Genomic DNA, 13,727 nt, shown 5'->3' with positions numbered 1-13,727 from the left:
CCTGCAATAGCGAGAGGCCACCGAAAGGTGGCCTCTTTTTTTATCTGACGACCATCACCGGTATATGCGTGTGGCGGATCACGCTGGAGGCGTTAGATCCCAGCAGATGCGTGGTAATGGAAGGGTTGCGCGAACCGATGACCACCACGTCTGCTTTCAGCTCGTTCGCCAGTTCATTTACCGCATCACGTACGCTGCCGAATCTGACGTGCGTTTTGATCCGTGAAGGGTCGATGCTGAAGTGGCTGACCATGGTTTGCAGGCGCGTTTCCGCCTCGTGCTGCAGATGCTCTTCGAAGCGGCGCACGTCGGCAGCAAAGCGGTGCAGGCTCAGGCTGGCGGAGCCCGGGAGCACGTGCAACAGATGAATGACCCCGTCCTGCTGCGCCAGGAACTCCGCGTGGCGTACGGCCTTGTCGCTCAACTCCATCTCAAAAACATCAACCGGCATAATGATTCTCTGATACATACCCGTTTCTCCTTGTTTATAAACGCTGTACTCATTCAACCACAAAATAGTCATGGTTTCTGTAAGCGCCCCGTCAGTTTTCTTATCTTGCCAGGATAAATCTCAAAAGAACCGTATTCACGGGCAGACCTTCAGGGGTAGCTACCCTTATACACTTACCTGGAACCTTTCGGAGGTCGCATGAAAGCACTTACGTATCACGGTCCGCACCATGTTCGCGTCGAGAATGTCCCCGATCCCATTATCGAGCAGACCGACGATATCATTTTGCGCGTCACGGCCACGGCGATCTGCGGCTCCGATTTGCATCTCTATCGCGGAAAGATCCCGAAGGTGCAGCACGGCGACATTTTTGGCCATGAGTTTATGGGGGAAATCGTCGAGTGCGGCGCAGAGGTAAAGAATTTGCAAAAAGGCGATCGCGTGGTGATCCCCTTTGTCATTGCCTGCGGAGACTGTTTCTTCTGCCGTATGCAGCAATACGCGGCCTGTGAGAATACCAATGCCGGGCAGGGCGCCGCGCTGAACAAAAAGCAAATTCCCGCTCCGGCCGCGCTGTTTGGCTACAGCCATCTCTACGGCGGCGTGCCGGGGGGACAGGCGGAATATGTCCGCGTGCCAAAAGGCAACGTCGGGCCGTTTAAGGTCCCGCAACTCCTTTCCGATGATAAGGCGCTGTTCCTGTCCGATATTTTGCCCACGGCCTGGCAGGCGGCAAAAAATGCGCAGATTGAAAAAGGCTCAAGCGTTGCGGTTTTCGGCGCCGGGCCGGTGGGGCTACTGACTATTGCCTGCGCGCGGCTGTTAGGGGCTGAGCAGATCTTTGTTATCGATCACCACCCGTACCGTTTGCGATTTGCCGAGGCGCGTTACGGCGCAATCCCCATCAACTTTGATGAGGATAACGACGCAGCGGAAAAAATCATCGAGCAGACCGCGGGCCAGCGCGGCGTTGACGCCGTGATTGATGCGGTAGGGTTCGAAGCGAAAGGCAGCACCACCGAAACGATCCTCAGCAATCTCAAAATTGAAGGTAGCAGCGGCAAAGCGCTGCGGCAGTGCATTGCTGCCGTTCGACGCGGTGGCGTAGTTAGCGTACCCGGCGTGTACGCCGGGTTTATTCATGGATTCCTGTTTGGCGATGCCTTTGATAAGGGGCTGACGTTCAGGATGGGCCAGACCCACGTCCATGCCTGGCTGGGTGAACTGCTACCGCTGATCGAAAAAGGGCTGCTTACCCCGGAAGAGATCGTGACCCATTATCTTCCCCTTGCTGATGCGGAACGCGCCTATAAGGTATTCGAAAAACGGGAGGAGGAGTGCCGGAAGGTGATTCTGGTCCCTGGTGCAGAAACGCCCGAGGCCGCAGAGCAGAAAGTTAAGGGCCTGGTGAATGCTTTCCCCGGTGGGGTTACATGAATACTCGCCTAGCTGTGGCGTTCAAGATAAAGCACGGCCAAGACGATAATCGCCGCAATAATCAGAAAAATAAGTGTGATAGCCAGTATCTCACTCATGACCGTCCCCACGGCACCAAAACAGATTAAGCGTGGATTAAGGGCTTTTTGCGCGATATAAGAAAATGGGGTGAATTTACGGAAAGAGGATGCGGCTGCATCCTCTGTGCAAAGCGGGTGGGCGCTTGTTCAGAAGTGGTTAACGCAGGTAATCGCCCGCGGCTTCTGGCTGGTAGAGCAACGCCAGCACTTCAAGATGGGCTGAGGCACCGCCCGGCAATTCCCAGTGGATGGTATCGCCCGTGCGCAGGCCCAGCAGTGCGGCACCCACAGGCGCAAGAACAGAAAGCTGTGCGCTGCTGTCGGTCATCTGAGCCGGGTAAACCAGCGTGCGGATCAGCTCTTCACCGGTGGTCAGGTTGCGGAATTTTACCTGGCTGTTCATGGTGACCACGTCATGCGGCATCGTCTCAGGCGTGCACATCTGTGCCCGGTCGAGCTCCTCATTCAGGGCGTCGGCCACGGGAAGTGAGGCAAACTCTGCTTTTTCCAGCAGCCTGTCGATACGTTCTGCGTCGAGCTCGTTGATGATAATTGTAGGTCTGGACATTTTTACTCCATGTCGTTAATGCTGCGTGTAACGCAGAAACCAATCCAAAAGAAAACCCTCGCCGTCTGGCAGCGAGGGTTTAACTCTCCCGATGATACTGGCTGAGCGCGTAAGTTTGAAGTGATGAAGGTCACATTCATGGTCCATATGAATTTTCGCTGAAATTTATTCAGTCTTCATTCCCGACGGAATACGTTACGCTGAGAGTCCTGAACCCGGGCGTTGCGCGAAGCGCAATTCGCGTCAGCCCACCAACGAGAGAGAATTATGTACTTCTACCAACCGTCTCAGGGTCACGGCCTGCCGCACGATCCGCTGAACGCCATTATTGGTCCACGTCCGATCGGCTGGATCTCGTCATGCGATAAGGCCGGTCAGTTGAATCTCGCACCGTACAGCTTCTTTAACTGCTTTAACTATCGCCCGCCGATCATCGGCTTTTCCAGCAACGGCTGGAAGGACAGCGTGCGTAATATTACCGAAACAAAGGAATTTGTCTGGAACCTGGCGACGCGCGATCTCGCGCAGGCAATGAACCAAACCTCTGCAATGCTTCCCCACGATCGGGATGAATTTAGCTTTGCCGGGCTAACGCCAGCGGCGAGCCAGCTGGTTAACGCGCCCCGCGTCGCCGAAAGCCCGGTTAACTTTGAATGCCGCCTGTCGCAGTGCATTCAGCTTACCGGTGCCGACGGCACGCCGGTGGATACCTGGCTGGTATTGGGAGAGGTGGTTGGTATCCATATAGCCGAAACGCTGCTGGAAGAGGGGATATACCAGACGGCTAAAGCGCAGCCCATCCTGCGTGCGGGTGGGCCGACGGCGTATTATGGCATCAGTGATGAAAACCGGTTTGACATGGTGCGCCCGGGCGCGGATCAGTAACCGGCTTTATCAATCACGAACTGTTTTCCGCAGTTACCCGGATGTGGCTGCGGTGCAAATGACGCCGGAGAAAGCGGGTTGTTAATGGTGTCCGCCTTAAGCGAAATCTGCATCTCGGTCAGATACGCCGGATTGCCGTTGCAGGTCAGCTTGATCGCTTTGATGTTCTCCTTGCCCCAGCTTTTGGCAACGGCACTGTCAAAGTCGCTGCGATTGATGGTTTTCCCGTAATTCTCGGCGAGGAATTTACCGACCGCGCTGTTTTTAACTTCCTGATTCATCCGCACCATCGTGCCGAAATAGGCATCCGGATCGAAACCAAAGCAGACGCCATGTTTGGCATATTCGTAACGTTCCAGGCAGGAATTACCGCCCGCACCCGGCATGACGTCGTTGAGCTTTGCGGCAGCAGAAAGCGAGAGTCCGGTTTCGGCGGCATCGCATTTGCGGCTGGCCTTCACTTCCGGCATGTTCGGAATCGGGCGTGTGGCGCAGCCAAAACGCATCCATCGACGTTCATCCACGCCGCGTGCGGCAATAGATTTTGGCAGGCCAGGCCATAGACCGTGGACGGTCAGAAAATCGGCTTTATTATCGCGCTCTTTTTGCAGGCGACATTCGTCAGGTTCATTGCGGTTGCGCTCGACCATGCTCTGGCAAAACCCGGTTTGCCAGGACAGAGCCAGCACATAGCGATCGAAATCGCCATACTGTGTTGCCTTCAGCAGTTCCGCCTGCGCGGAGAAGAGACAGAGAGAAAGCGCCATTGCGCCAGACGGGATGACGATATCCTTCCTGAACATATGATTTCCTGATCGAATGAGCACTATTTATTTCTGGAAGTTATTAAAGCACAAAAAGCGCCCGCAGGCGCTTTTTGGATATCCATAATTTAGCTTAGGCCGCGCCGGGTACCAGCACTTCCGTGGCGATAATCACGATAATCAGACCAACTATAACGGGCACTGAGGTGCGTTTGACGACTTCGAATGGCGAAATTTTCGCCATCCCGGCAACGGCGACGACCACACCCGACACCGGCGAAATGGTCCGGCCGAGGTTTGACGCCTGCAGCATGGGAATGGAAAGGTAGGCCGGGTTAATACCGGAGGAGTGAGCCAGTTTCGGGATCATCTCAACGAATGCGTAGAAAGGGGCATTACCGGAACCGGTGGTCATCGCCGCCAGCATGGTGAGCACCACCAGAACCAGCATCAGGATAATACTGGCCGAGCCGAACGAGGTGGCGATAGAAATCAGGCTCTGGATAAAGCCGATCGTGCTCAGACCCTGGGCAAAAACGCCCGCAGCAACCAGCAGGATCACCACGCCAGCGAAGGCATCCGCCATACCGCGATACGCCACTTCCAGACCCGAGAAGACTTTTTGCGTGTTAAAACCGCGCACAAACTCCAGCACGGCGGCCAGCAGCATACAGATGACCAGAATGGTGATGATGTGCAGCTGTGGACCCCATTTGCCATCAAAAATCAGCACTCCGACGATCGGGGTGAACGGCAGAATGGCATAGAACGCGGGAGCGGTCGTGGTGATTTCACTCACGTCCATCATTTCATGGCTGATGTTTTCTTTCTTATCGAGATAGCGCTGCCAGAAGAAATGTGCGATCCCCATGCCCACGATGGCAACGATCGAGATCGGTAACGTGGTTTTAAAGGCGAAGTCGATGAGTGACATCTCCGCCGCCTTTGCCGCCAGCACAACGTCGCCGGAGGTCGGGGAGAGAATAATCGCTGCCGGAGACGCGCAAATTGCCGCGGCCGCGCCACGGCTGATACCGACGTTCACCATGACCGGGAACAGCGTTGCCATGAGCAGTACGCCAAGTCCGGTAGCTGACGAAACGGCCAGCGACATGAGGCAGGCGAGGAAATAGGCGGCGACCATCAGCAGATACGGCGAGTTGATGTATTGCAGGGGTTTGGAGGCAAGCTTAACGACCATGTCGTTGGCGCCGATGTGGGTCATGTAGGCTGCAAAACCGCACAGCATCATGATCATCATACCCAGGTCACCGCCGCGGCTCATGAGCAATATTTTAATGTATTCAACAATATCTGTTGCCGTGTAACCGGTGCTGGTCGCGCTGGCAGGTAACACCTGGTGCCCCATTATTGCGCTGATAATCAGCAGCGTTAGACCGCCGACAAATAATACGCCCGTGGCCGAGTAGCCTTTAATGATGTAGCGTGCGACGCCGACAATGACGACGACTCCAATAAGGAGTTCGAATAACGTAAGCATGATTTCCCCTGTATCTCTGCTGCTATGGAGCACAAAAAATCAATAAAAAAAGAAGGATGAAAATGTGCCGAATAATTGGCCTGTTCTTGCTGATTAAAATCAATAAACAGACGACTAGAGAACCGAACAACCATGTTTTGCCATGGCCAGTACATTTATGTCATGCGCCCCTTGACCGTCAGAAATAGCGCAACATGCCCCATTAATGATAACAAATTGTTAATGTTTTGTATGGTTTTGCATGTTGCTGATTAACAAAGAGTAATGCGAAAAGTCACACCCCTTGTGGGTTTATTTGTACGTATCTCTCGCTTTCTTTAAGAATATTCCCGGAATGAGCCCGAATAATTAGGAATAACGCTGATGTCGTTAAGCTTTGATTCAACTACTTTATGGTAAACTTTGCCTCGAATACTAAGAATGGTAATTGCATTGTGATTGTACGTAATACATTTTTCTCTATTTTGTTGTTTATTTTTGGGCAGTTAACGTTTTCTTCTGTTGCACAGGCAGAAGGCAACGCGACGGATAAAGGCTGGTTCTCAACCTTTACGGATAATGTTTCCCAGACATGGACGGCACCTGAACATTATGATCTCTATGTCCCGGCAATAACGTGGCATGCGCGTTTTGCTTATGACAAAGAGAAAACCGATAAATACAACGAGCGTCCGTGGGGCGCGGGTTTTGGCCAGTCGCGCTGGGATGAAAAGGGAAACTGGCATGGCATCTATCTGATGGCCTTCAAAGACTCGTTTAATAAATGGGAGCCGATTGGGGGGTATGGTTGGGAGAAAACCTGGCGTCCGCTAGCGGACGAGAACTTCCACGTCGGTTTGGGCTATACCGCCGGGGTCACTGCACGTGACAACTGGAACTACATTCCGATCCCGGTCCTGCTGCCTTTGGCCTCTATTGGCTATGGTCCCGCAACGTTCCAGATGACCTACATCCCGGGTACGTACAACAACGGTAACGTTTACTTCGCCTGGATGCGTTTTCAGTTTTAACTGACAAAACGTTACATGCTGGTGATAAAACGCGCAGTTGTTGATTCATAAGCGATAAAAATCTGTCAGTGAAAATTAACGCGACTTTAGTCACTTTTTATCAAAGATCCGCTGGACAAAAGGTCCCACAATTGATGTACTGATAACCGACACAGCATTTGTGTCGTTTTTTAATGTAAAGGTAATTTTGATGTCTAAGATTAAAGGTAACGTTAAGTGGTTTAATGAGTCCAAAGGATTCGGTTTCATTACTCCTGAAGATGGCAGCAAAGACGTGTTCGTACACTTCTCTGCAATCCAGTCTAATGGTTTCAAAACTCTGGCTGAAGGTCAGCGTGTAGAGTTCGAAATCACTAACGGTGCCAAAGGCCCTTCTGCTGCTAACGTAATCGCTCTGTAATTCAGACGCGTCAGCAAGAATTTCAAAACCCGCTCACTGAGCGGGTTTTTTTCGTTTTGAATCAGCCAAGCAGATACATTTTCAGGAAGCTGGCTACGATCAGCACGCTCAACAACACCATTCCTGCGCTCATCAGACTCTGTTTCATTCTGTCACCCTCGTTCATTACTGCATGCAGAGTGACAGAGAAAAATTAAGCCAACATTAACGGTTCGGCTGTTAATGCGCGCTTGCGGAAGAAAATAGCCAAAATGCGATCCCCGTCATCGCAAACGAGCCGAACATATTGATCGCCATATTCATTAGCGCCCAGCCAATGCGGCCTTCCTGAAAGAGAAAAACCGTTTCCGCAGAAAAGGTTGAGAAGGTGGTCAAACCGCCGCAGAATCCGGTGGTAATCAATACCTTCCAAATTGGGTCAATGTGCGTCATTCGGTTAAACCAGGCCAGCCCCATGCCGATGATAAAGGCACCAATCAGGTTAGCGGCAAGCGTCCCCATGGGAATCGCCTGATGCAGGGGGTTAAATCGCATACTCAGAAACCATCGCGCAACGCTACCCGTTCCCCCACCAATAAAAACGGCTAAAAGTAGTTGTAACACGCTAAATACCTGCTATTTGATGTGTAAGAGTAGCGAGTTTAACGCCGTTTATGATGAGGGGACAAATATGTATGTAGCGGTAGGGCAATTTGTGGTCACGCCTGACTGGCGTGAAAATGCGCTCACGTGCGTCGAACTGATGATGCAGGCCAGGCAGAAAGGCGCGTCGCTGTTGGTTCTCCCCGAGGCGCTGCTGGCCAGGGATGATAATGACCCGGATTTATCCGTGAAGTCCGCGCAGCCGCTGGACGGCGAATTCTTACAGCAATTACTCGCCCAAAGCGCGGGCAATACGATGACGACGATCTTAACGATCCATGTTCCCTCCATGCCGGGCCGCGCGGTGAATACGCTCGTGGCGATTCGTGACGGGGCCATCGTCGCACGTTACGCCAAGCTTCACCTCTATGATGCGTTCAGCATCCAGGAGTCGCGTCGCGTTGACCCCGGAGACGAGCTCCCTCCGCTGCTGGAGATTGACGGATTTAAGATCGGGCTGATGACCTGCTATGACCTGCGTTTTCCCGAGCTGGCGCTGCATCTGGCGCTGGAGGGGACGGACGTGCTGGTACTCCCCGCCGCGTGGGTCAAAGGGCCGTTAAAAGAGTACCATTGGGCAACGCTGCTTACGGCGCGCGCGCTGGATACAACCTGCTATGTCGTTGCCGCAGGGGAATGTGGCACGAAAAACATTGGGCAAAGCAGGGTGGTTGACCCGCTGGGGGTGACGATCGCCGCCGCCGCTGAAGCCCCGCATTTGCTGGTGGCGGAGATAAACTTAGAGAGAATTGCGCTTGCGCGTCAGCAATTACCCGTTCTTCGCAATCGTCGGTTTGCGCCACCGCAATTATTGTGATGTTTTTTTCAACAATGCTTGATTCACCTTGTTACAGATTGCTATTGTGTGCACGCGCTAAATGACCGTTAATACAGTCAGGTTTTGGCGCTGAATGCAGCCTGTTTTAAGTAAAGAAGGTATCTATGGGTGAGATTAGTATTACCAAACTGCTGGTGGTTGCCGCACTGGTCGTCCTGCTGTTTGGTACCAAGAAGTTACGCACGCTGGGTGGTGACCTGGGGGCTGCCATCAAAGGCTTTAAGAAAGCGATGAACGATGATGATGCAGCGGCGAAGAAAAGCGCCGAGGATGACGTCCCGGCAGACAAGCTTTCTCACAAAGAGTGACAGCAACGCCTGAGGGCTTGCGAAAAAAAACCGGCTCATGAGGCCGGTTTTTTTGTATTACTGTAAATGAATATTACAGCATTATTTGACTTCTTCGCCTTTAGCCTGCATATCGGCATGGTATGAGGAACGAACGAATGGGCCGCAGGCAGCATGGGTGAAGCCCATCGCCATCGCTTCGGCTTTCATTTCATCGAATTCGTCCGGGCTCACGTAGCGCTGTACCGGCAGGTGGTGACGACTTGGCTGCAGATACTGTCCGAGGGTCAACATGGTCACACCGTGGCGGCGAAGATCGCGCATCACCTCGATGATTTCATCATTGGTTTCACCCAGACCCACCATCAGACCAGACTTGGTCGGAATATGCGGATGCGCTTCTTTGAAACGCTCCAGCAGCTTCAGGGACCAGTTATAGTCAGCGCCCGGACGGACCTGACGGTAAAGACGCGGCACGTTTTCCAGGTTGTGGTTAAACACATCTGGCGGCGTTGCGGTCAGGATATCCAGCGCGCGGTCCATACGGCCACGGAAGTCAGGCACCAGCGTCTCGATTTTGATGTTAGGGCTTTTCTCGCGAATGGCCGTAATGCAGTCGGCGAAGTGCTGAGCACCACCGTCACGGAGGTCGTCACGGTCAACGGACGTGATAACCACATAACGCAGCGCCATGTCGGCGATGGTCTGCGCCAGTTTCTGGGGTTCGTTAGCATCAGGCGCGACTGGACGGCCATGAGCAACATCGCAGAACGGGCAGCGGCGGGTACAGATAGCACCCAGAATCATAAACGTCGCGGTACCGTGATTAAAACATTCAGCAAGGTTCGGGCAAGAGGCTTCTTCACAGACGGAGTGAAGGCCATTCTTGCGCATCGCCGCTTTGATCCCCTGGATACGCGAAGAGTCGGCCGGAAGTTTGATTTTCATCCATTCCGGTTTTCTTAACAGCGCCTCGCGCTCTGTAGCCACGTTTTTAACCGGGATAAGGGCCATTTTATCGGCATCGCGGTATTTAACACCGCGTTCCATCACAATGGGTTTACTCATAGCGTGCGTGTTCCAGTTGCGAATATCGAAGGAAAGCGTTTCAATTCAAGGGAATGTTGTATTTATCAACTATTTTTGAACGAACGACAGGCAGTATATCATTGAAACGGTCTTTAAAGCAGCCTGTCAGATCGCCAATTTGTAAAATAGTTGTTGTTTTGTGCCTTTTGCCCTGCGGGTTGCAGGGACTTGTGCTGGCTAAACCTGTCAGAAGGCCTGACGGATAATGCGGATGACGTTTTCCAGGACCGGATCGCGCAAACTTAGCTTGTTGTAATGCAGTGAAATCTCGATAGATTCCGCATTAAGCTGACTGAGCGGGATGCTTTCCAGCGGCCAGCATTTTTGTAGCAGACTGTACAGGCGTGATGGCATAACGCACAGCATGTCGCTGCTGCCGATCAGGGATGCGGTGGTAAACATATTGTAACTGCTGAAGCTGATCTGACGTTCCGGGAAAATTTCATCAATACGCTGACGAAGTGCGTGATTAGATTGCCCTTCGGTCATGAAAGATGAGTGATCGTAGTTGCGCAGGTTTTCGATGGTTAACGGCTCGCTAAGAGCAGGATGCTGCTGGCGGCAAACCAATACCAGGTTATCCGCATAAAGCACATTTTGCCCCAGCGCTCTGGCACTGAAGCTGCCGCTTTCAATAATCAGGTCCGTCTGGAACTGGGCAAGCTGAATGTCTGGTTCATTGAGAGGCACGTTGCGAAGCAGGAGCTGCGGAGCATGTTCTTTCAGGGCCTGGAAGATCGCCGGCATCACCAGCACCCCTACAGAAGGGGAACAGCCGATGGTGATGGTTCGCTGCTTATCATAGCTCCCGGTTAAATCCAGCGCGCCCAGAATCGACTCCAGCCCCTGACTGATGTACTCATGGAGATGCGTGGCGTAAGCCGTCGGCGTTACCCCCTGGCCCTTGCGGATAAATAATGGGTCAGGAAATATAGCGCGAAGCTTTTGGATTGACTGGCTTATTGCTGATGGCGTGAGATTAAGAATTTTCGCAGCGTTAACGATACCCTTATGGACATATACCGCCTCAAAAATAGTCAGTAAATTGAGATCAATATTACGTAAAGTCCGAAAAATTTGTGGCTTGTCTTCGCCACCGGGTTCATTCAGTCGTTTGGCTGGTAAATTATTATACTCCACGCTTTCACTCCGTATACATTCACAATATGAATGATAGTTGAATTTATTTATTATGCTTGTAGAGATTCATAAAGTGTTGGTTTTGTTTCACTTGTTTATCAAAAACAAACAGTTGAGTGATTATTGCTCACGTTACTTATGCCGTGCTTGCTGGAGGCTAAATAATATGTAGCGGTAATATTCGGGCGCTTCGAAAATATAGAATCTGCGGATTATTGTAAAGTGCAAAAGCGGTAAATAAACAGTGGCCCGCCAAATTATCGAGCCCTGTTGTATGATATATTAAGCAGGGATATATTCGTGTGGTGGATTGTTAAGTAGTGCTAAAACGTTCTTCAAAAGCACCGGACGAATAGTTTCTGGCGTAGCGGTTTCAACCCACTGGCGTACCTGCGTCATTTCCATGCCGGCATAGCCGCAGGGGTTAATGCGCTGGAAAGGCGCGAGGTCCATATTAATATTCAAGGCCAGGCCATGGAATGAGCAGCCTTTACGAATACGCAGCCCCAGGGAGCAGATCTTCATTTCCCCAACGTAAACGCCCGGCGCATCGGCGCGTGGATGCGCGTCAATACCATATTCCGCCAGCGTGTTGACGACAGTTTGTTCCAGTAAGGTAACCAGTTCACGTACGCCAAGCTTTCTGCGTTTCAGATTGAGCAGGACGTACATCACCTGCTGCCCGGGCCCATGATAAGTGACCTGACCGCCGCGATCGCTCTGAATAACCGGGATATCTCCCGTCATTAGCAAATGCTCTGCTTTACCCGCCTGGCCCTGCGTAAATACCGGCAGGTGTTCGACCAGCCAGATCTCATCCGGGGTGCTGTCATCGCGTGAATCGGTGAAGTCATGCATAGCCTGGGAGACAGGCTCATAAGGTTGCAGGCCGAGGTGACGGACCAGAATTTTATCCTGATACAAAACTGCGTCTCCGAAGACGAGGGACAAAAGGTGTGGGGGAGTATATCACAGCGGGGAGAGGGGTTACCCGGCAAACCGGGTAACCGCAAAGGGACTACAGCACCATACGAACAATTTCGATATTGCCGAGCTCTTCGTACAACGTTTCAACCTGCTCGATGTGTGTCGCAGTGATGGTAATAGAGACAGAGTGGTAGTTGCCCTTGCTGCTTGGTTTTACTGACGGAGAGTAGTCACCCGGCGCATGGCGCTGTACCACTTCAACCACCTGATCAACCAGCTCAGGTTTCGCCAGACCCATTACTTTGTAGGTAAATGAGGTAGGGAATTCAAGCAGTTCGTTAAGTTTGGTTTTCATGTCAGCTCCGGCGTAACGTCAAAAAATAATAACTCCCACGTCAGGTGGGAGTTATCAGGATACTTAGTATATGGGGATCAAAATCACACTTTCAAGTGTTCAATTTTTAACCAAACCAGTGGTGGAACATCAATTTAATGTAATCAATGATTTTGCCGAAGAAATTGCCTTCAGGAATTTCTTGCAGGACAACCAGCGGACGCTGATCGATCGTTTTTCCATCCAGCTGGAAGTTGATCGTGCCCACAACCTGGTTTTTCTGCAGCGGGGCATGCAGCTCGGTGCTGTTCAGCACGTAGCTGGCTTTCAGATCCTTCATGCGACCGCGTGGAATGGTCAGGTAGAGGTCTTTATCAACGCCGAGTGAAGCACGGTCGTTGTCGCCGAACCAGACGGGTTCAGACGCAAACTCTTTGCCTGCTTTCAGTGGGTTCACGGTTTCGAAGAAGCGGAAGCCCCAGGTCAGCAGTTTCTTGCTTTCTGTTTCACGACCTTTAAAGGTGCGGCCGCCCATCACGGCAGAGATCAGACGCATCTGACCTTCAGTGGCAGAGGCCACCAGGTTGTAGCCCGCTTTGTCGGTGTGGCCAGTTTTGATGCCGTCAACGTTCAGGCTGTTATCCCACAGCAGACCGTTACGGTTGGTCTGACGAATACCGTTGAAAGTGAACTCTTTCTCTTTATAGATAGAGTATTCGTTAGGTACATCGCGGATCAGGGCCTGACCAATCAGGGCCATATCACGTGCGGAGCTGTACTGACCGTCTGCGTCCAGGCCGTGTACAGTCTGGAAATGGCTGTTTTTCAGACCCAGCGCGGTAACGTAGCTGTTCATCAGACCCACAAAGGCATCCTGGCTACCGGCGGCGAAATCGGCCATTGCCACGCAGGCATCGTTACCAGACTGCAGGTTGATACCGCGAATCAGCTGGGAAACAGGAACCTGCATACCCGGCTTCAGGAACATCAGAGAGGAACCTTTGAAAACAGGGTTCCCGGTTGCCCAAGCATCGTTACCGATGGTGACCAGATCCGATTCTTTGAATTTACCTGCCTTCATCGCCTGGCCGATAACGTAGCTGGTCATCATTTTGGTCAGGCTGGCCGGGTCACGGCGGGCATCGGCATTCTGCTCTGCCAGCACTTTGCCAGAGTTGTAATCGATCAGGATGTAGGATTCCGCGTCGATTTGCGGAACGCCAGGGATCATGGTCTTGATATTCAGGTCATCGGCGTGAGCTGCAGAGAGCGCAGCAGCGCAAAGGGCCGTGGTCAGCGCCATGCGCTGCACAAAACGAGCAGAAAAAGTGGTCTTCATGGTCAGAACTACGACATCCGTGATGGAATTAAAAA

Annotated in this window: 17 protein-coding genes; 6 read left to right on the top strand and 11 right to left on the bottom strand. The window is 52.1% G+C overall.

Features of this window, described 5'->3' with window-relative positions:
* Positions 1 to 40 precede the first annotated feature (40 nt).
* The gene (gene uspG / locus INF68_RS08565; RefSeq protein WP_023310731.1) at positions 41 to 469 is read right to left on the bottom strand and encodes a universal stress protein UspG; all 429 of its coding nucleotides are present in this window, start codon (positions 467 to 469) and stop codon (positions 41 to 43) included.
* 180 nt (positions 470 to 649) lie between these two features.
* Here uspG and INF68_RS08560 point away from each other — a divergent pair, with 180 nt between their 5' ends.
* Complete coding sequence (locus INF68_RS08560) at positions 650 to 1,888, top strand: zinc-dependent alcohol dehydrogenase (RefSeq protein WP_193525298.1); 1,239 nt, start codon at positions 650 to 652, stop codon at positions 1,886 to 1,888.
* Positions 1,889 to 1,896: 8 nt separating this feature from the next.
* Here INF68_RS08560 and yldA read toward each other — a convergent pair whose 3' ends face one another.
* On the bottom strand, positions 1,897 to 1,986 hold the full coding sequence (gene yldA, locus INF68_RS23490; protein ID WP_023310733.1) for a small membrane protein YldA: 90 nt from the start codon (positions 1,984 to 1,986) through the stop codon (positions 1,897 to 1,899).
* Between the two features lie 139 nt (positions 1,987 to 2,125).
* On the bottom strand, positions 2,126 to 2,536 hold the full coding sequence (gene rnk / locus INF68_RS08555; protein WP_109844981.1) for a nucleoside diphosphate kinase regulator: 411 nt from the start codon (positions 2,534 to 2,536) through the stop codon (positions 2,126 to 2,128).
* A gap of 267 nt (positions 2,537 to 2,803) precedes the next feature.
* On the opposite strand from rnk, the gene INF68_RS08550 reads away from it, so the two are divergent.
* Complete coding sequence (locus INF68_RS08550; RefSeq protein WP_023310735.1) at positions 2,804 to 3,421, top strand: flavin reductase family protein; 618 nt, start codon at positions 2,804 to 2,806, stop codon at positions 3,419 to 3,421.
* Here the strand turns inward: INF68_RS08550 and rna are convergent.
* A complete protein-coding gene (gene rna, locus INF68_RS08545) occupies positions 3,415 to 4,224 on the bottom strand; it encodes a ribonuclease I (RefSeq protein ID WP_126785962.1) in 810 nt (269 codons plus the stop codon). The genes INF68_RS08550 and rna overlap by 7 nt on opposite strands.
* 94 nt (positions 4,225 to 4,318) lie before the next feature.
* Positions 4,319 to 5,686, bottom strand: coding sequence for an anaerobic C4-dicarboxylate transporter DcuC (dcuC, locus tag INF68_RS08540; RefSeq protein ID WP_023310737.1), 1,368 nt, complete (start codon positions 5,684 to 5,686; stop codon positions 4,319 to 4,321).
* A gap of 392 nt (positions 5,687 to 6,078) precedes the next feature.
* Here dcuC and pagP point away from each other — a divergent pair, with 392 nt between their 5' ends.
* Complete coding sequence (gene pagP / locus INF68_RS08535; protein ID WP_080298633.1) at positions 6,079 to 6,696, top strand: lipid IV(A) palmitoyltransferase PagP; 618 nt, start codon at positions 6,079 to 6,081, stop codon at positions 6,694 to 6,696.
* A gap of 190 nt (positions 6,697 to 6,886) precedes the next feature.
* Entirely contained in the window at positions 6,887 to 7,096 is a 210-nt protein-coding gene (gene cspE / locus INF68_RS08530; protein WP_002439184.1) for a transcription antiterminator/RNA stability regulator CspE, read from the top strand.
* A 219-nt stretch (positions 7,097 to 7,315) separates the two neighbouring features.
* On the opposite strand, the gene crcB is transcribed toward cspE, so the two are convergent.
* Positions 7,316 to 7,699 (bottom strand): fluoride efflux transporter CrcB, encoded by a 384-nt coding sequence (gene crcB / locus INF68_RS08525; RefSeq protein WP_109844983.1) that lies wholly within the window; start codon positions 7,697 to 7,699, stop codon positions 7,316 to 7,318.
* 67 nt (positions 7,700 to 7,766) lie between these two features.
* Between crcB and INF68_RS08520 the strand changes: the two genes are divergently transcribed.
* Both INF68_RS08520 and tatE read left to right on the top strand, forming a co-directional pair.
* Positions 7,767 to 8,555 carry a deaminated glutathione amidase gene (locus INF68_RS08520; RefSeq protein ID WP_126785961.1) on the top strand — a complete coding sequence of 263 codons (789 nt, stop codon included), beginning with the start codon at positions 7,767 to 7,769 and terminating at the stop codon, positions 8,553 to 8,555.
* A gap of 125 nt (positions 8,556 to 8,680) precedes the next feature.
* A complete protein-coding gene (gene tatE / locus INF68_RS08515; protein ID WP_023310742.1) occupies positions 8,681 to 8,884 on the top strand; it encodes a twin-arginine translocase subunit TatE in 204 nt (67 codons plus the stop codon).
* A gap of 81 nt (positions 8,885 to 8,965) precedes the next feature.
* On the opposite strand, the gene lipA is transcribed toward tatE, so the two are convergent.
* The 5 genes from lipA to dacA form a co-directional block, all read right to left on the bottom strand.
* Positions 8,966 to 9,931, bottom strand: a complete 966-nt coding sequence (lipA, locus tag INF68_RS08510; RefSeq protein WP_013097595.1) for a lipoyl synthase — start codon at positions 9,929 to 9,931, stop codon at positions 8,966 to 8,968.
* A 207-nt stretch (positions 9,932 to 10,138) separates the two neighbouring features.
* Positions 10,139 to 11,092 carry a YbeF family transcriptional regulator gene (locus INF68_RS08505; RefSeq protein ID WP_126785960.1) on the bottom strand — a complete coding sequence of 318 codons (954 nt, stop codon included), beginning with the start codon at positions 11,090 to 11,092 and terminating at the stop codon, positions 10,139 to 10,141.
* Between the two features lie 282 nt (positions 11,093 to 11,374).
* Positions 11,375 to 12,016 carry a lipoyl(octanoyl) transferase LipB gene (gene lipB, locus INF68_RS08500; protein ID WP_126785959.1) on the bottom strand — a complete coding sequence of 214 codons (642 nt, stop codon included), beginning with the start codon at positions 12,014 to 12,016 and terminating at the stop codon, positions 11,375 to 11,377.
* A gap of 94 nt (positions 12,017 to 12,110) precedes the next feature.
* Positions 12,111 to 12,374 carry a DUF493 family protein YbeD gene (ybeD, locus tag INF68_RS08495; RefSeq protein WP_006177135.1) on the bottom strand — a complete coding sequence of 88 codons (264 nt, stop codon included), beginning with the start codon at positions 12,372 to 12,374 and terminating at the stop codon, positions 12,111 to 12,113.
* Positions 12,375 to 12,480: 106 nt separating this feature from the next.
* Positions 12,481 to 13,692, bottom strand: a complete 1,212-nt coding sequence (dacA, locus tag INF68_RS08490) for a D-alanyl-D-alanine carboxypeptidase DacA (RefSeq protein WP_014069323.1) — start codon at positions 13,690 to 13,692, stop codon at positions 12,481 to 12,483.
* Between the last annotated feature and the right edge of the window lie 35 nt (positions 13,693 to 13,727).

It is taken from the genome of Enterobacter cloacae complex sp. P16RS2 (genome assembly GCF_014982155.1).
GTDB lineage: Bacteria > Pseudomonadota > Gammaproteobacteria > Enterobacterales > Enterobacteriaceae > Enterobacter > Enterobacter cloacae_M.
This window is presented reverse-complemented; position numbering and strand designations above follow the sequence as displayed.